Origin of the sequence: Chryseobacterium tagetis (genome assembly GCF_016735585.2) — a bacterium.
Lineage (GTDB): Bacteria > Bacteroidota > Bacteroidia > Flavobacteriales > Weeksellaceae > Chryseobacterium > Chryseobacterium tagetis.
Map to the genome: position 1 here is coordinate 21,001 of NZ_JAERSE020000003.1, position 16,058 is coordinate 37,058.

Below are 16,058 nucleotides of genomic sequence, written 5' to 3' on the forward strand. Positions count from 1 at the left end.
GTGTTACTATGAATAATCTCCTTGAAAATTATCTTCAATATAGCTTTTTTATATATTGTTGATTATTAAATTTTTATGGTTTTTATTCTTTTGAATTTCACGAATTGTAAAAGACAATTTCTTTTAATTGGGTAAATATAATATTAATATTGTCTTCACCAATTCAAAATATTAAATATAACAAAGCATGAAAAAGATTTACAAACTTTCAATTAAAGTATTGGCAGGATATTGCCTGCTGAATGTTGGAGTTGCAAAGGCGCAGCTTAGTGTAATGGGGCTTGGAAATTATACCGTAGGTGCGGTTTCTGATAACGGAGTCGTAAGTATGCATACAAGCGCAGGCGGAATTTACAAATGGACGGCTGCAGGCGGACTGGTACAGATAGGATCACTTACAAATGGCTATCCTGCTGCGGGAAGAACAGTGGTTTCCAATGACGGGACCAAGATTGCATCTTCAGTAACAAATGCGGCGACAGGCTTTAATGAGATCGCAACATATGATGTAGCTACTTCTACGTGGGTGAATAGAGGCGGGCTTGTTCCTACCGGTTGGGATGGATCTGTAAGTTCTACCTGGGGAATGAACTTAAATGGAACAACCATTGTCGGTTTAGGATGGCTTACTGCAGCTAATGCACATGCTGTGAAATGGGATGCAGCCGGTGGAGTGGTAGACTTGGGAAGTATGGTTTCCGGAAGAAGCTCAAGAGCCAATGCGGTGAATACTGATGGAACTGTCATTGTAGGATGGCAGGACGAACCTACAGGAACCAGAAGCGGTGCAATGTGGGTAAACGGTGTGGAAAGTTTCATTACAGACGGCAGCGGAAATAATCTGGGGGAAGCCGGAGCTGTCTCTGCAGACGGAAATACAATAATAGGTGCAGCATTGCCTAATCCTTATGTTTGGAATACAACATCGGGAGTAACATATATAACACATCCAAATTCCTCGGTCTTCTTCAGGGGTGGTGCAACAGGAATATCTGCCAACGGAACAACTGTAGTAGGGTATTTCAGGGCGTTTTCGGCACCTCCAATGTCTGGAGAAGGCTTTATTTGGACGGCGGCAAACGGACGTGTTAATTTGAATGATTACGCGGTATCATTAGGAATTGCCACCAATGGGGTAACAATGGGGCTGCCTTTGGCGATTTCGCAGGACGGGAAGAAAATTGCAGGAGTAGGAACCAATGCATCCGGACAGATCGTCGGGTTTTATTTAGATCTTACCCAATATTTATCGGTGAGAGATTACGTGAAAAGTGATCATAAGGTAGGAATTTACCCAAATCCGGTAACGAACATCCTTTATTTCAAAGGAGCTGAAAAAATTGATAAAGCTGAAATTTATAATATGGTCGGGCAAAAAGTGAAAACATTCAATCCGGTAGATGGCCAGATTGACGTATCGTCTTTATTAAGTGGAGATTATATACTGCAATATTCTGTTGAGGGGGAAAAACAACAGAATTATAAATTCATAAAGCAGTAGTTAAGTTAGACAAATTAACTGAATGTCTTAGACCAACAAAACTCACAGATTATTCTGCGAGTTTTGTTTTATATTAACCTTGTTAATTATTTTCTTCGTCTTCATCTTTGTCTTCATCATCCTCATATTGCTCCAGATAATAAGTGAATGTGAAGTCTTCGATCTCATCTTCTATATCTTCCAAAGTGGCTAATAAATCCTCAAAAATCTCCAATTGGTCGATGCTCATATTCACAAATTCTAAATGAAGAGGCATTTCCAGTTCTCCGGTAATCACATCGGCTAGTGCATCCAGATTCTCTCCAAAGTGCTCAGGAAGCGGCAGTTTTTCTTTTAATTGAGCATAGAAGTCTTCATAATCTCCTATGTCTGTAAAATCTATATATATTGTTTTCATATTTACTTTCTTTTAATTTTTACTACTGCTTTTCAAAGCTCTTATAATGGTTTTTCGTCAAATAAACATCCCCGTTTTTTGTGAAAATAATACGGTCTGCATTTCTGTTTCCGCAATGGTAATTCACATCCGCTTCAAAATATTTTTCTCCCTGCGGTAAAGTTTTTTCTCTGTTGCTGAACTTGTCACCACCAATCGCACGTCTCGGTAAAACTTCACAAAGATTCCCTTTTGAAGGATTCCAACCTTGCTTTTTCGCTTCATTTTTTGTGATATAATAATTGGGAAGCTGATGATTCTGCTTAACATAACTGATGACTGTTTTCTCCGCTGTCAACTGATCAATGGATTGCTTTAAAGAAGAGCTTTCAGCTTCATTTACCTTTCCGTATTCAACCGTAGTATTATTTGCAGAAGCCGGATTGTCTTTAATAAAATTATTATAGACGTACATTACAGACATTCCAAAAAGAAGTCCTAAGCAGATAAAAAACAGAGATCTGATTTTAGCATTCATAATCGCTAATTTAATAAGGTATTAGATACTATTTTATCTCCATTCCTCAGGAATATCACAGATAGGAATAGGAACCATTTTATGTTTGGCAGCTTTATGCATTCTGTCGAAAATTAAAAATACTTCTTTGTCTCTTCCTTCATAATCTTCAGCTGTTTTAGATCCGTATTCTTTCTGAATTTTTTCCAGTTCTGGATAAGTGGCTCCGATTTGATCTTCATCGGTTCTCTCTGCGTCCCAAAGTCCATCTGTAGGGATCGCATTCTGAATACTTTCAATAAGATTTAAATCTTTTGCCAATTGATATACCTCAGTTTTATAAAGATCAGCAATTGGGGAAACGTCTACACCGCCATCTCCGTATTTTGTATAAAAACCGATTCCGAAATCCTCTACTTTATTTCCTGTTCCGCACACCAAAAGGCCATGAAGCTGTCCGAAGTAGTACAAAGTCACCATTCTGAAACGCGATCTTGTATTGGCCAAAGATAGGTTGTTGCTCCATCTTCCTTCCACATGATCTTCCACACTGCTTTCGAAAGTCTCAAAAACCGGAGTCAGATCAATTCTTTTTCCCTGAACATTCGGGAATCTTTTCTTCAGATCTTCAATATGATCCTGAGCTCTGTTTACCTGATCTTCTTTCTGTCTGATCGGCATTTCCAAAAGCAGAACTTCCAGCCCCGTCATTGCACATAAGGTAGAAACGACTCCCGAATCTACACCGCCCGAAACGCCTATTACATATCCTTTTACATTTGCTTTGGTGGCATAATCTTTCAGCCAGTTTACGAGACGGTCTATTACTTTTTGTGTCTGCATTATTTATATTTTTTTAATCTATTCCAAATTCTTTAGGGTATTGTATAATACCTTTTACATTTTTTAATGAATCTTCTGTCAGTTCCAAAGCCATTCCGTTTTCTTCGGGAATGTCAAAAGGAAATGAAATACCAAAATTACTGGTTTTTTTGTATCCAAACTTAGGATAATAGGTTTCGTGCCCAATTAAAATAACAGAGCCAAATCCCAATTTCTTTGCTGTAAGATGCCCGTAATTGATCAATTGTCCGCCAATTCCCTGATTCTGAAACTCAGGCTTTACGGAAACCGGAGCTAATGCCAATGATTCAAACGTTTCAGATCCATTAATGATTTTAAGTTTTGTAAATAAAATATGACCTGTAATTTCTCCATTCTCATTTTCTGCAACAAGGGATAATTCAGGAATAAAAGCCTCTGATTTTCTTAATCTTTCAACTAAGAACTGTTCCTGATGATCACTATGTGCCATAGTTTTGAAAGCCTCCTCGATCAGTTGAAAAACCTTTTGGTGATCTTTTTCCTCTTCCTGTCTTATTGTGATCATAAACTATAATTTTCGCTTTTTATTTTGTGCCGGAAACAAACGTTCAAAGTCTGTTTCTTCAAATTTTCTCATTAAAAGGCGCTTGGTTTCCAGTATCATTTCTGTGTCTTACGTTTCTCAAATACAGAATACATTGTCAGGATGATAAAACCCAATAATTTAAATATAGAATTGTGTTTAAATCCTTATTTTTGTAAACTTAAATTCATGTAAAAATAATGAAGATTTTCCGAATTGCTATACTTTCTTCCATTTTAGTTTTAAGCTTATATTCATGTAAAAAAGAGCAGGAATCCCAATGGAAGGTAGAAATTGAAAAACCGGCAGAGAAAGTGCAGGTCGTAGATATTTCCAAAATGTTTTATGATAAAAACGTTCCGTTGGAGCAGTTTAAAACAAGTTTTCCGTGGTTTCAGGGGACAGTTTCTGATGAAGACTTTGCAAAAAGAAGAACAGATGCAAATGAAGTTAAAATCTACAATGAAGCGATTCATAAAATAGATGTAAACAAACTTCAGACTGAGCTTCAGGAATTATTTTCACATATCAAATACTATTACCCAAAATTTACCAGTCCGAAAGTATACCTGTTTTCATCGGCATTACAAATGGCTCAGGATCCTATTATTTATGATGAGAAAAGCGGATTTTTATTCATCGATATTACAGGATTTATGGGAGATGGAAATGTGAATTATAAAGGATTGGAACAGTATTTCCAGAAGTCGATGAATCCGGGGAATATTGTCCCGAAAGTTTCACAGATTTTTGCTGAAAATATTGTTACAGCTTCATCCCAGCAGAAATTTGTAGATCAGTTGATCCTTAATGGTAAAATTATGACTTTACAAGATGCGTTTTTACCGAATTTTCCGGATTATCTTAAGATGAATTATACCAAAAAACAATATGATTGGGCAGTTACCAATGAAGCGAATATCTGGAACTATTTTGTAGAAAATAATTTAGTCTTCGGTGATGATCCCAGATTGGTAGAGCGTTTTATTTCACCGGGACCGTTTTCAAAGTTTTATACAGAAATAGATAACGAATCTTCCCCTCAGATTGGTATTTTCACAGGATGGCAGATTTGTAAATCATATTTAAAAGAAAATCCGGAAACAAAATTATTGGATTTCTTAAAAATGGATGCACAAACCATTTTCAATAAATCAGGATATAAACCAAAAAATTAATTAAAAGAATTAGAAAAAATAGAAAGAATGAGAAAGACTCAGATTACGATAGATGTAGAATTGGATGAAAATCACATCCCGGAATTAATGACTTGGAATGCGCAGGACGGAGGTGTTGATAAAGAAGAAACAAAAGCGGTAATGATTTCTGTTTGGGATGAAAAAGCGATGGAAGCTTTAAGAATCGATCTTTGGACAAAAGAAATGCCGGTTGACCAGATGAAAATGTTTATGCATCAGATTTTAGTTTCTCTTGGAAGTACTTATCAAAGAGCGACAGGAGAAGAAGATGTAGCACAATGGATTGAGCAGATGGCAGAAGAATTTGCGATCAAGTCTGCAATAAAAATGTAAAAAATGCTGGATGCTGGAAGTCGGATGTTGGAAGTTTATCAAGACATCCAGCTTCCATCATCCGGCTTCCAACCAAAAAATATAAAGCAATGAATTTTAATACAAAAGTTATACACGGAGGACAGCATCACGAATCTGCAACAGGTTCTGTGAATGTTCCTGTATTTTTAACATCTACATTCGCACAAAAAAGTCCGGGAGTACATTCCGGTTATGAATATTCAAGAGCGGCCAATCCTACACGACAGGCTTTGGAAGATTCTTTGGCAAGCATCGAAAACGGAGCGAGAGGTTTGGCTTTCGGTTCAGGTTTAGCAGCAATCGACTGTGTTTTGAAATTATTAAATCCTGGCGATGAGGTAATTGCTGTTGATGATTTATACGGTGGAACTTACAGAATGTTCACCAGACTTTTTGAAAAATATCAATTGAAATTTACGTTCGTGAATTTTGACGATGCTTCAAAAATTGCGGATGTTATTACAGACAAAACGAAATTGATCTGGGTTGAAACACCAACAAATCCATTGATGAAATTAGTGGATATTAAAGCGGTTGTTGAAGTTGCAAAAGGAAAAGATATCCTTGTTGCAGTTGATAATACATTTGCAACGCCTTATCTTCAGAGACCGATCGATTTGGGAGCAGATATCGTAATGCACTCTGCAACTAAATACTTAGGAGGTCACTCTGATGTTATTGCGGGAGCTTTAATCGCTAAAGATGCTGAATTGGGAGATAAACTTCACTTCATTCAATTTGCGAGCGGAGGTATCTTAGGACCTCATGATTCTTATTTGGTATTAAGAGGAATTAAAACATTAGCTTTAAGAGTTCAGAGACATTCTGAAAACGGAATGGCTGTTGCGAAATATCTTGAATCTCATCCTGCGGTTGATAAAGTAATCTATCCGGGATTGGAATCTCATCCACAATATGAACTGGCAAAATCTCAGATGAAAGATTTCGGAGGAATGGTTTCTTTCACATTCAAGTCTGGAAAAAAAGAAGATGCGATCAGCTTTTTAGAAAAAGTAAGAGTCTTCACTTTAGCAGAATCTCTTGGTGGAGTAGAATCTTTAGCGAATCACCCAGCTTTGATGACTCACGCTTCTATTCCTGCTGAAAAACGTGCTGAACTGGGAATTACTGATGACTTAGTTCGTTTAAGCGTTGGAATTGAAGATGCAGAAGATCTTATCGCAGATTTAGAAAAAGCTTTTTCTTAATAGATTTTACCACAAAAGTCACAAAAGAAAATGTTAGGTTTTAAATAGTTTTAAAATTAAAATTTTACAAAGCAGAAAATCAAATATTTTCAAAAACTTAGGTGTACTTTTATAAAGTTTAATAATGAACTTAAAATTCTTAAGTGTAAAAGCTTTTCTATCTTTTGTGGTTAAATAAAAAAAGTAAACATAATGAGAAAGATTCAGATTGTATTGTTGTTAATTTTAGGTCAGATTGCCTATTCTCAGGTGAAAAATACTGATGAACTGTACAAAACGGCAAAAAAATTAGACAGTCTGATATTCGATATCGGATTCAATACATGTGATCTTTCTCATTATGATTCTATCGTGAGTGACGACCTGGAATTTTATCATGATAAAGGAGGAATTACTTCCGGAAAAGAAGCTTTCATAGCTTCTATTAAAAACAATATTTGCGGCGGACCCAACAAGGTAAAACGTGAGCTGGTTCCAAACACTATGAAAGTCTATCCTTTGTACAACAATAATACGTTGTATGCTTTTATTGAAGAAGGCGAACACGATTTCGCCGAATTTTATAAAGGAAAATGGAATAAAGGAAGCCGTGCTAAATTTACCATTCTTTGGATTTTAGACGGGAAAGACTGGAAAATGAAGCGGGTACTCAGTTACGATCATCATTTGTAATTAATCATGAAAAACACGAGAAAAGCTACGGTTCAGGATGTACCACAATTATCCGAACTGTTTGATCAATACAGGATATTTTACTATAAAGATTCTGATATTCCTGCAGCTGAAAAGTTCTTAACAGAAAGGATTCAAAACAAAGATTCTGAAATTTTTATTGTTGAAAATGAAGGGAAGCTGGTTGGTTTTGTTCAATTATATCCATTGTTTTCATCAACAAGAATGAAGCGTTATTGGTTATTAAATGATTTGTACATCAACGAGAACCATCGTGGAAAAGGTTTTTCAAAAGAATTAATTGGAGAAGCTAAAGAACTGGCAAAATCTACAGATGCTTGTGGTGTTCTTCTTGAAACGGGAAAATCCAACGATATCGGAAACCAATTATATCCCTCCTGCGGATTCGAAATTTACGATGAAGTGAATTTCTATGAATGGACGAATAATGATGCATAAATGATCGTTGATAAATTATAAATGATTAAAAATTGTGCTTGTTACCATTTATCAATCATCATTTATCAATTATAACTTATATAACTAAAAAAACATGACTGATTTTCAAAAATACGTACAGAGATATTTAGATAATATTCCATCCGAAGACTGGTTGGGAGAATTAAAGAACTCAGGAGAAAAAACAGTTGAAATTTATACAAATCTTACAGAAGAGCAATCCCTTTTTGCCTACGCAGAAGGAAAATGGACTTTGAAAGAACTGCTTTTGCATTTATCTGATACGGAAAGAGTTTTTCAATACAGAATTTTAGCTTTTGCAAGAGGTGATAAAAATGAATTACCAGGTTTTGATGAAGAATTATATGCCGATCAGTCTTTTGCTAATGGAAGAAGTTTAGATTCTTTGTTGGAAGAATATCAATCGGTAAGAAAATCTTCACAAATTTTATTGGAAACATTAGATCCATCTGTTCTAAATAATATCGGAACAGCCAACGGAAATCAGATTTCTGTAGAAACCATCGGAAAACTGATTATTGGGCACAATTACCATCATTTGAATATTATTGAGAAAAGATATTTGCCGAACTTGTAGATAAAAATATTTTAATTGTTATCAATAGGGACGGGCTTTAGCCCGTTTTCAATTTTAATACAATTCCATTTGCTTTAGCCAAAATTTAAGAAAGAATTTATATTTTTGGTAAAACAACACAAATGCCATTTATTAAAATTTATATTCATGTCGTTTTCTCGACAAGAAATAGAATACCTTATTTCAACACTTCAGAATTAAAAATAAAAGTTTGGAAACATATCAAAAAAAATGCGAATGAGAAAGGCATTTTCCTAGATATGGTTAATGGTTACTCAGATCATTGTCATTGTTTAATTTCTCTCAGTTCAAATCAAAATATTGAAAAAGTTGTTCAATTATTGAAAGGAGAGTCTTCGCATTGGATAAATAAAAATCAATTGACTCAAGAAAAATTTGCTTGGCAGGATGAATATTTCGCCGTTTCTGTTTCTGAATCTATGGTCGAATCGGTTAGAAATTATATTAAAAATCAAGAAAACCATCATAGAAAGAAATCATTTATAGAAGAATATCAGGAGTTTATTGAGAAATATAATTTTAAATAGGTTTTGGCTAAAGCCAAATTTGATTTTATGATTTATAAAATGGGCTAAAGCCCATTCCTATTGAATATAGGTCCATTATTTTAAATAGATTTTTGTACAAAGATTTTGTAAATTTACGACTGGGAAATTACTGGAAATGGGTTTTTAATCTGTTCGTTTAAGATTAAATTCAATATCATTGGTCTTAGTTAAAACTTAAAATTTTAATTATTAATGGAAAACATCATAGAAATATTAAAATCTGGCGGAACAATTCTTTATCCAACAGATACAATTTGGGGAATTGGATGTGACGCTACTAATATAGACGCGGTCAACAAGATTTTTGACATCAAAAAGCGTGAAAAGAACAAATCCATGATCATTTTGGTAGAATCTGAAAAGAGACTGCAGGATTTGGTAGATGTTCCTGAAATGGCTTGGGAAATTATCGATTTAAGCGAAAAACCGGTGACAATTGTTTATGAAAATCCAAGAGGTTTACCCAAAGAATTATTGGCAGAAGATGGAAGTATAGGAATCCGTTTGGTAAAGAATGATTTTTGTAAAAAATTAATCACCAAATTAAATAAGCCGTTGGTTTCAACCTCGGCAAATTTTAGTGGAAACAAAAGCCCATTGAAATTTTCGGATATTTCGTCTGAAATCATCGATCTGGTAGATTACGCAGTGGAAGAGGATCGCGAAAAAGTTTCAAAATATTCAGGATCTTCTGTGATAAAAATATGGAGTGATAATAGAATAAAAGTGCTTCGGGAATAAAAAAAGATTTTAATTATCTTTGCAAAATCATTTGACCATTAAAGCATCAGGAAAATTTGGGAAATATTCGTAAAGTCTTGATTCTTTAATGGTTTTAAATTAAATATAAATCATGTTCATCAATTTAAATCAAAATCAAAATTTAAAACTTTTCAAAATAATCTCTGAGGTTGCAGGTAGAAACAATCAGTCTGTATACGTTGTTGGCGGCTATGTTCGGGATTTACTGATGAAAAGAAAAGCGTCTACGGATATTGATTTTGTGACTGAACAAAGCGGAATTGAACTGGCTCAAAACGTAGGAAAGGAAATCGATCCTAAAATGAAAGTTTCTGTTTTTAAAACCTACGGAACCGCAATGATTAAATATAAAGATCTTGAACTGGAATTTGTAGGTGCAAGAAAAGAAAGTTATACAGAAGACAGCCGTAAACCGGAAGTGGAAGGGGGAACTATTGAGGATGATCAGAAAAGAAGGGATTTCACCGTAAATGCAATGGCGATTTCTTTAAATAAAGATAATTTCGGAGAATTAATTGATCCTTTCAACGGAGTTGATGATCTGGAAAAAGGGATCTTAAGAACTCCATTAGAGCCGGCTCAAACCTATTCTGACGATCCTTTGAGAATGATGAGAGCGATTCGATTTGCATCAACCTTACAATTTCATATTGAAGAGAAATCTTTAGAAGCCATCAAACAGGAAGCAGAAAGAATAAAAATTGTTTCTATGGAGAGAATTATGGTTGAATTCAACAAGATCATGCTTTCCAAAAAGCCTTCAATAGGATTGAAACTGATGGAACAAACGGGTTTGATGAAACTGATCATTCCTGAACTGATCGATCTGAAAGGAGTGGAAGAAGTAGAAGGACAGACTCATAAAGACAATTTTTATCATACATTAGAAGTTGTGGATAACATTTCTGAAAATACAGATAATCTGTGGCTTCGTTGGTCGGCCTTGCTTCACGATATCGGAAAAGCTCCTACAAAAAAATTCGTTGAAGGAACAGGCTGGACTTTCCATGGACATGAATTTTTAGGCTCAAAAATGGTAAAAACATTGTTTCAGCGACTGAAATTACCATTAGGTCCGGATATGAAATATGTTCAGAAGATGGTAAAGCTTTCATCCCGTCCCATCGCTTTGATTACCGATGATGCTTCGGATGCTGCACTGAGAAGATTACTGTTTGATGCCGGAGAAGATCTGGAAGATTTATTCACGCTTTGTAAAGCAGATATCACTACAAAAAATTCTAAAAAACAGGAAAAGTTCAAAAAGAATTTTGAATATGTTGCGGTAAAAATTAAAGAAGTGGAAGAAAAAGATCAGGTAAGAAATTTCCAGCCACCCATTTCCGGAGAAGAAATTATGGAAATGTTCAATCTTAAACCTGGTCGTGAAATCGGAATTTTAAAAGAAAAAGTGAAGGAAGCCATTCTTGAAGGTGAAATTGGAAATGACAGCGAGGAAGCAAGAAGTTTTGTGATTGCGGAAGCAGAGAAACTGGGGTTGACTTTAGCTTAAAAACTCACTTTTAGATAAATTATAGAGCAATGGATTTTAGTATCTGTTGCTTTTTTTGTACAAACAAAATCCGGGCGGTTTCGAAGAAACCGCCCGGACAACATAATGTAAAAAAATAAAAAGTGTTTTTATCCTTTATTTTATTCAGAAATTTAAGGATAGATTTTTATAAAAACTTTATCAAAGTTAGTTTTCAAAGAATTTAAAATTGATAACTAACTCCTAACGTATAGTTTCTAGGTTTTGTTTTATATCCGATAACATCAACATACGACGTATTGAACAGGTTTCCGATATTTGCAGAAATATTGATGTTCTTGTTGATATTTTGGTTAACATTCAGGTTGAAAAGGTTGAAGTCTTTGTTCACTACATTTACAGTTGAGAATGTTGTAGAATCATAATAGGCATCCGTTCTTTTTCCTACAAACTGGTGCGTCAGATAAATACGGGTGTTTTTGAAAGGATTGATTTTAACATAAGAATTCACTCTTTGCTTAGGCTGTCTTAGCATCGTAGCTTCTTTATCTTTCTCTACAAAACTGAAGTTCCCACCAAATCCGACATATTTATTGAAGTCATAATCGAAACCAATTTCAATACCGTTTACTTTATTAAAATCTACGTTCAGATACTGACCTGCATAAGTTATGAAATCAACAGTTTGGTAAGCAAAAACATCTTTTTCTTCTCGGTGAAATGCACTGGCGTTGAAAACCAAAGTTTTATTTCTATTTCCTATGCTGAAATCAACTTCTAAAGATTGATTAGTCTCCGGTTTCAGATCAGGATTGGGAAGAATATATGGAAGTGATCCGTAGTTTTGGTATAGAGTAGGGGCGATAAAGGCAGTCGAAAACGAAGCTCCTACTTTAAAGAAAATCTTTCCGGTTTCTTTGTAATAATAAGGATTTACAGAATATACCCAATGATTTCCGAATTCAGAATTATCTGTCATTCTTGCTCCTGCATCAAGGTTTATACCTTTGTAATTTAAATTAATTTTAGCAAATGCATCAAAGCTTGAAAGTTTGGTCGCATCTTCATTTAAAACCTCTTCCAATGAAGTTCCTCCCCAAGGAAGCGAAGAATATCCCATTTTCTGATTTTCATACTGAACTCCTACCGTAAAATTGAAAAAATCATTTACCTTATAGAAGTTGTACAATTCTGTGAAAAGGTTTTTTCCTTTATATGAAAACTGATCATTGTACTGATCTGTATAGAAACTCTGTCCGATTCTTTCATTTCCGGAATATCTGGAGTTCAAAACAACCTGACCTTTGTTATATTTAAATCCGGCATTCAAGCCTGTGAAGAACTGTTTGTCGTTTCCTCTGTATTGTCCGTCAGCAAAAGCACCTTCATCATATTTGTAAAGGTTATGATTCCAGCCTCCGGAAATATTTACATTGAATTTCTCATCAGTGTAACCTGCATTAGCTGAAACATTCTGCTTTTCCCATCCGTCTTTATCAAAAGAATCATCACCCTCTGCCGAAGAAATTCCCTGAGACTTTTCATTAAAGCCGTTAACCTGATAATTGAATTTTTTAATTTTTCCCTTTACAGTCGCATTTTGAGCGTAAGTATTGAAAGATCCTCCTCTTGCAGAAAGAATACCTTCAACTTCTTTTTGGGCAGACTGCTTGGTTTTAATATTGATAACAGAAACAGTAGCATTAGAACCGTAAAGTACAGAAGAAGCACCATTCAGTACTTCAATGCTTTCTACATTTTCCAGAGCAATTAAACGTAAATCTGTTACTGTATAGTCATTTCCTGTAACATCTTTCAACGGAATCCCATCGATAAGAACCAGAACATTAGCACTTTTTCCTCCACGGATTTTCATAGATTTAGGTTCAGACTGATTGTTGAAATTCCCGGTAATCTGAAAACCTGCAACCTGATCCAGAACATCATTAAGGGTTTGTCCTTTGAAGTTTTCCAGATCTTCATGCGTGAAAAGTTTTACGTTCTTTCCTGTTTTATAGAGCTGTTGAGGAATTTTAGAAGCTACGGTCACTTCTTCAATCTGAGTCTCCTGTTGTTGTGCGAAAATGGTTGTACCAGTGACAAGCATCGCTCCAACTAAAATCATTTTTTTATTCATAAAAAATAGCTAAAGTTAAAGTTCGCTTACCGGAAAAAATAAAACACTAATTATAACGAATTCTTGAAAAATTCGATGAAATCAGGCTTTTCCTCCGAAAGCATTTTTTAATTTAATATTTCAGCAAGGTCTCCTGACTTTCACATTCTCTACACCTTCTCGCTTTGGGCAATGGTATTTTGTAGAAAAATCTTTTTATAAAGTATTGTTTATACTCCTATAAAATTGTGATTTACAGTTGCGGGGACAGTCCGTGATTTTCACACGATTCCCTTTTCTGAAAATTTTTGCAAAACTAATGAAAATATTTCAACTATTTGAAAATCTATAAATAAGTTCCGTCAAATGAGAATGGAAGAAGGTCTTTTATAGAATGTACCTTGATCGTTTCTTCCTTTAGATTTGCAAAATAAAGATCAATATTTTCATTTTGCTTGGTTTCATATTCAATAATACTCTGTCGGCAAGATCCGCAAGGTGGAATAGGAAGGCTGCTCTCCGAAAATTCTTTTGGTCCGCCTACAATGAAGATCTTTTTTATCTTCACATCCGGAAAATTGGCGGCCACCCAATACAAAGTAGTCCTCTCCGCACAAAGGCCGGAAGGAAAAGCTGCATTCTCTTGGTTACTGCCGGAAAAGATACTTCCGTTTTCTAAAAGTATGGCACATCCTACAAAAAAATCTGAATAGGGAGCATATGCTTTTTCTCTTGCCAGCTTAGCTTTTTCAAAAAGCGCCTGTTCTATTTCATTCAGTTCTGTACTGTTTCTGAAATGCTCATAACTAATATGTATATCTTTTCTCATGTCTTATTAAAAAAGGGGGATAAAATTAAAGCTTTTTCGTAACGTAGGCAATACATTTTTACTAAGACTAAATTTGTAATTTTAAAACGGATAAAAAAATAAACAATGTTATATTTATCAATACAATTTAGAAATGTAGAGTTAAAAAACCGCTGGGTAATGTCACCAATGTGTATGTACTCATGCGAAAACGGAATTGCTAATGATTTTCATTTTGTGCATTACGGAAGCCGTGCGCAAGGAGGAACAGGACTTATCATGGTAGAAGCAACAGGAGTGGAGCCTCGTGGAAGAATCACAAATCATTGCATGGGAATCTGGAATGATGAGCAGGCTGAAAAGCTTAAGAAGATTGTTGATTTTGTGCATCAGAATTCCGAAAGTAAGATTGGAATCCAGCTTGCTCATGCAGGGAGAAAAGGTTCTACATGGAATAATATTCAAATTCCGGTGGAAGAAGGATGGGAAACCGTAGCTCCAAGTCCTATTCCATATCATCCGACTGAAAGAATTCCTCATGTTTTGACTGTAGATGAAATTAAAGAACAGGTTCAGAATTTTAAAAACGCCGCAAAAAGAGCTGTGAAAGCAGGATTTAATATAATTGAAATTCATGGCGCTCACGGATATTTGGTTCATCAGTTCTTGTCACCGTTGTCTAATATCAGAACCGATGAATATGGAGGAAGCTTCGAAAACAGGATTAGATTTTTATTGGAAATTGTAGATGCTGTAAATGAAGAATTAAATGAAAATGTTGCACTTTTTGTCAGAATTTCTGGAACAGAATATGCTGAAAACGGCTGGAATATTGAAGATAGTGTGGAACTGGCAAAAATATTAAAGAATCATGGGGTAGATCTTATCGATGTTTCAAGCGGAGGAAACATTCATGGGGCAAAGATTTCTGTTTTTGACGGGTATCAGGTTCCCTTTGCTTCTGAAGTTAAAAACAAAGCAGAAGTGAAAACTGGAGCAGTAGGATTGATTACTAAAATACAACAGGCTGATGAAATTCTGCAGAAAGGAGACGCAGATCTTATATTTGTAGCAAGAGAAATTCTTAGAAATCCGTATATTGCGGTGCAGGGTTCGTTTGAAATGAAGGAAGAATCTTTTTTTCCGCATCAGTATTTGAGAGCAAAAATTTCTTCTTAATTTAGAGCCACCAAAAAATAGAATATGAAAATCGAAGACTTTATGTTGCCTTGCCCAAGCAAAAAGTTTCTAGGAATAGAATGTTTTGGCTGTGGTGCCCAAAGAGCAATCGTAATGGTTTTTGAAGGCAGATTTGCAGAAGCCTTTCATATGTTTCCTGCTGTATATACCTTACTGCTTTTTTTAGGTGTAGTTGGGGTGAATTTTATTGACAGAAAAAGGAATTATGGAAATTTGATTATTCTTTTAGCGATTATGAACTCGGTAATCATGGTGGTTGCTTACTTTTACAAACATTTTTATATATAATTTAAACACAATCATTAAAAAATTTAACTATGAATCAACAAAAACTACCCAACGCGACGGCGGTACTTGTTTTAGGAATCGTATCTATCATTACTTGCTGCTGTTATGGGGTCGTAGGTCTTATTACTTCAATCATCGGACTTGTACTTAGCGGAAAAGATATGAAGTTATATAAGCAAAATCCCGGCGAATATGATAATTATAGTAATTTAAATACAGGTAGAATTCTTTGTATAATTGGACTTGTTTTAAACATTCTTTCAATTATTTATTTTATTTACATTATTGCTGTAATTGGGATAGATGCACTTTCAGATCCGCAATTGCTACAAGAGAGAATCAGAGAAATTCAAGGACATTAATTTAATTAATAATAAAAAAATAAAGACCGCAAATTGCGGTCTTTATTTTTTAGCAATCTCAATAGAATTCCAATAAAAATTAAATATAAACAGTAAACTGTTGATTTTGATTCTGTTGTTTGGAAACTTTAAAATGATCCGGAAGAACGGAAAGTCGTAGAACTACTAC

The 16,058-nt window shown here is 34.8% G+C and carries 19 protein-coding genes and 1 riboswitch; of the genes, 13 read left to right on the plus strand and 6 right to left on the minus strand.

From position 1 onward, the window contains the following. Positions 1-187 precede the first annotated feature (187 nt). Positions 188-1,501 (plus strand): T9SS type A sorting domain-containing protein, encoded by a 1,314-nt coding sequence (locus JI747_RS10045; protein WP_225688288.1) that lies wholly within the window; start codon positions 188-190, stop codon positions 1,499-1,501. Between the two features lie 82 nt (positions 1,502-1,583). Here JI747_RS10045 and JI747_RS10050 read toward each other — a convergent pair whose 3' ends face one another. From JI747_RS10050 to JI747_RS10065, 4 genes are read right to left on the minus strand one after another with little or no spacing between them, the layout of a single operon-like run. Further along, positions 1,584-1,898, minus strand: a complete 315-nt coding sequence (locus JI747_RS10050; RefSeq protein ID WP_225688289.1) for a barstar family protein — start codon at positions 1,896-1,898, stop codon at positions 1,584-1,586. 22 nt (positions 1,899-1,920) lie between these two features. Continuing rightward, positions 1,921-2,415, minus strand: coding sequence for a ribonuclease domain-containing protein (locus tag JI747_RS10055; protein WP_225688290.1), 495 nt, complete (start codon positions 2,413-2,415; stop codon positions 1,921-1,923). A 33-nt stretch (positions 2,416-2,448) separates the two neighbouring features. Then, complete coding sequence (gene nadE / locus JI747_RS10060) at positions 2,449-3,237, minus strand: NAD(+) synthase (RefSeq protein ID WP_225688291.1); 789 nt, start codon at positions 3,235-3,237, stop codon at positions 2,449-2,451. Positions 3,238-3,250: 13 nt separating this feature from the next. After that, positions 3,251-3,784: a GNAT family N-acetyltransferase gene (locus JI747_RS10065; RefSeq protein WP_225688292.1), complete on the minus strand. Its 534-nt coding sequence runs from the start codon at positions 3,782-3,784 to the stop codon at positions 3,251-3,253. Positions 3,785-4,002: 218 nt separating this feature from the next. Here JI747_RS10065 and gldB point away from each other — a divergent pair, with 218 nt between their 5' ends. The 9 genes from gldB to JI747_RS10110 all read left to right on the plus strand — a co-directional run bounded on the left by gldB (position 4,003) and on the right by JI747_RS10110 (position 11,136). Continuing rightward, positions 4,003-4,980 (plus strand): gliding motility lipoprotein GldB, encoded by a 978-nt coding sequence (gene gldB / locus JI747_RS10070; RefSeq protein WP_225688293.1) that lies wholly within the window; start codon positions 4,003-4,005, stop codon positions 4,978-4,980. A 27-nt stretch (positions 4,981-5,007) separates the two neighbouring features. After that, on the plus strand, positions 5,008-5,334 hold the full coding sequence (gene gldC, locus JI747_RS10075; RefSeq protein WP_225688294.1) for a gliding motility protein GldC: 327 nt from the start codon (positions 5,008-5,010) through the stop codon (positions 5,332-5,334). A gap of 59 nt (positions 5,335-5,393) precedes the next feature. After that, a complete protein-coding gene (locus JI747_RS10080) occupies positions 5,394-6,563 on the plus strand; it encodes a cystathionine gamma-synthase (RefSeq protein ID WP_317197622.1) in 1,170 nt (389 codons plus the stop codon). A gap of 192 nt (positions 6,564-6,755) precedes the next feature. Then, entirely contained in the window at positions 6,756-7,235 is a 480-nt protein-coding gene (locus JI747_RS10085) for a nuclear transport factor 2 family protein (protein ID WP_225688298.1), read from the plus strand. Between the two features lie 6 nt (positions 7,236-7,241). Beyond that, a complete protein-coding gene (locus JI747_RS10090) occupies positions 7,242-7,694 on the plus strand; it encodes a GNAT family N-acetyltransferase (protein ID WP_225688300.1) in 453 nt (150 codons plus the stop codon). A 94-nt stretch (positions 7,695-7,788) separates the two neighbouring features. Continuing rightward, positions 7,789-8,292 (plus strand): DinB family protein, encoded by a 504-nt coding sequence (locus JI747_RS10095; protein ID WP_225688302.1) that lies wholly within the window; start codon positions 7,789-7,791, stop codon positions 8,290-8,292. 122 nt (positions 8,293-8,414) lie between these two features. Next, positions 8,415-8,840, plus strand: a complete 426-nt coding sequence (tnpA, locus tag JI747_RS10100; protein ID WP_225688304.1) for an IS200/IS605 family transposase — start codon at positions 8,415-8,417, stop codon at positions 8,838-8,840. A gap of 213 nt (positions 8,841-9,053) precedes the next feature. Further along, complete coding sequence (locus tag JI747_RS10105) at positions 9,054-9,602, plus strand: L-threonylcarbamoyladenylate synthase (protein WP_225688307.1); 549 nt, start codon at positions 9,054-9,056, stop codon at positions 9,600-9,602. Between the two features lie 112 nt (positions 9,603-9,714). Then, complete coding sequence (locus tag JI747_RS10110) at positions 9,715-11,136, plus strand: CCA tRNA nucleotidyltransferase (RefSeq protein WP_225688309.1); 1,422 nt, start codon at positions 9,715-9,717, stop codon at positions 11,134-11,136. A 202-nt stretch (positions 11,137-11,338) separates the two neighbouring features. Here JI747_RS10110 and JI747_RS10115 read toward each other — a convergent pair whose 3' ends face one another. Both JI747_RS10115 and JI747_RS10120 read right to left on the minus strand, forming a co-directional pair. Further along, a complete protein-coding gene (locus tag JI747_RS10115; protein ID WP_225688311.1) occupies positions 11,339-13,240 on the minus strand; it encodes a TonB-dependent receptor plug domain-containing protein in 1,902 nt (633 codons plus the stop codon). Between the two features lie 118 nt (positions 13,241-13,358). Continuing rightward, positions 13,359-13,561, minus strand: a riboswitch (cobalamin riboswitch). Between the two features lie 16 nt (positions 13,562-13,577). Beyond that, the gene (locus JI747_RS10120; protein ID WP_225688313.1) at positions 13,578-14,060 is read right to left on the minus strand and encodes a cytidine deaminase; all 483 of its coding nucleotides are present in this window, start codon (positions 14,058-14,060) and stop codon (positions 13,578-13,580) included. A 105-nt stretch (positions 14,061-14,165) separates the two neighbouring features. On the opposite strand from JI747_RS10120, the gene namA reads away from it, so the two are divergent. Genes namA through JI747_RS10135 form a run of 3 tightly spaced genes read left to right on the plus strand, consistent with a single transcriptional unit; the run spans position 14,166 to position 15,889 of the window. Further along, positions 14,166-15,218: an NADPH dehydrogenase NamA gene (namA, locus tag JI747_RS10125; protein WP_225688315.1), complete on the plus strand. Its 1,053-nt coding sequence runs from the start codon at positions 14,166-14,168 to the stop codon at positions 15,216-15,218. A gap of 24 nt (positions 15,219-15,242) precedes the next feature. Then, positions 15,243-15,527, plus strand: coding sequence for a DUF2752 domain-containing protein (locus JI747_RS10130; protein WP_225688316.1), 285 nt, complete (start codon positions 15,243-15,245; stop codon positions 15,525-15,527). A 29-nt stretch (positions 15,528-15,556) separates the two neighbouring features. After that, a complete protein-coding gene (locus tag JI747_RS10135; RefSeq protein ID WP_225688318.1) occupies positions 15,557-15,889 on the plus strand; it encodes a CCC motif membrane protein in 333 nt (110 codons plus the stop codon). The last annotated feature ends 169 nt before the right edge of the window (positions 15,890-16,058 follow it).

What these genes read in the sequence shown, in the direction of transcription:
- JI747_RS10045 (WP_225688288.1), top strand. Translation starts at nt 188, where the DNA reads ATGAAAAAGATTTACAAACTTTCAATTAAAGTATTGGCAGGATATTGC.
- JI747_RS10050 (WP_225688289.1), bottom strand. Translation starts at nt 1,898, where the DNA reads ATGAAAACAATATATATAGATTTTACAGACATAGGAGATTATGAAGAC.
- JI747_RS10055 (WP_225688290.1), bottom strand. Translation starts at nt 2,415, where the DNA reads ATGAATGCTAAAATCAGATCTCTGTTTTTTATCTGCTTAGGACTTCTT.
- nadE (WP_225688291.1), bottom strand. Translation starts at nt 3,237, where the DNA reads ATGCAGACACAAAAAGTAATAGACCGTCTCGTAAACTGGCTGAAAGAT.
- JI747_RS10065 (WP_225688292.1), bottom strand. Translation starts at nt 3,784, where the DNA reads ATGATCACAATAAGACAGGAAGAGGAAAAAGATCACCAAAAGGTTTTT.
- gldB (WP_225688293.1), top strand. Translation starts at nt 4,003, where the DNA reads ATGAAGATTTTCCGAATTGCTATACTTTCTTCCATTTTAGTTTTAAGC.
- gldC (WP_225688294.1), top strand. Translation starts at nt 5,008, where the DNA reads ATGAGAAAGACTCAGATTACGATAGATGTAGAATTGGATGAAAATCAC.
- JI747_RS10085 (WP_225688298.1), top strand. Translation starts at nt 6,756, where the DNA reads ATGAGAAAGATTCAGATTGTATTGTTGTTAATTTTAGGTCAGATTGCC.
- JI747_RS10090 (WP_225688300.1), top strand. Translation starts at nt 7,242, where the DNA reads ATGAAAAACACGAGAAAAGCTACGGTTCAGGATGTACCACAATTATCC.
- JI747_RS10095 (WP_225688302.1), top strand. Translation starts at nt 7,789, where the DNA reads ATGACTGATTTTCAAAAATACGTACAGAGATATTTAGATAATATTCCA.
- tnpA (WP_225688304.1), top strand. Translation starts at nt 8,415, where the DNA reads ATGCCATTTATTAAAATTTATATTCATGTCGTTTTCTCGACAAGAAAT.
- JI747_RS10105 (WP_225688307.1), top strand. Translation starts at nt 9,054, where the DNA reads ATGGAAAACATCATAGAAATATTAAAATCTGGCGGAACAATTCTTTAT.
- JI747_RS10110 (WP_225688309.1), top strand. Translation starts at nt 9,715, where the DNA reads ATGTTCATCAATTTAAATCAAAATCAAAATTTAAAACTTTTCAAAATA.
- JI747_RS10115 (WP_225688311.1), bottom strand. Translation starts at nt 13,240, where the DNA reads ATGATTTTAGTTGGAGCGATGCTTGTCACTGGTACAACCATTTTCGCA.
- JI747_RS10120 (WP_225688313.1), bottom strand. Translation starts at nt 14,060, where the DNA reads ATGAGAAAAGATATACATATTAGTTATGAGCATTTCAGAAACAGTACA.
- namA (WP_225688315.1), top strand. Translation starts at nt 14,166, where the DNA reads ATGTTATATTTATCAATACAATTTAGAAATGTAGAGTTAAAAAACCGC.
- JI747_RS10130 (WP_225688316.1), top strand. Translation starts at nt 15,243, where the DNA reads ATGAAAATCGAAGACTTTATGTTGCCTTGCCCAAGCAAAAAGTTTCTA.
- JI747_RS10135 (WP_225688318.1), top strand. Translation starts at nt 15,557, where the DNA reads ATGAATCAACAAAAACTACCCAACGCGACGGCGGTACTTGTTTTAGGA.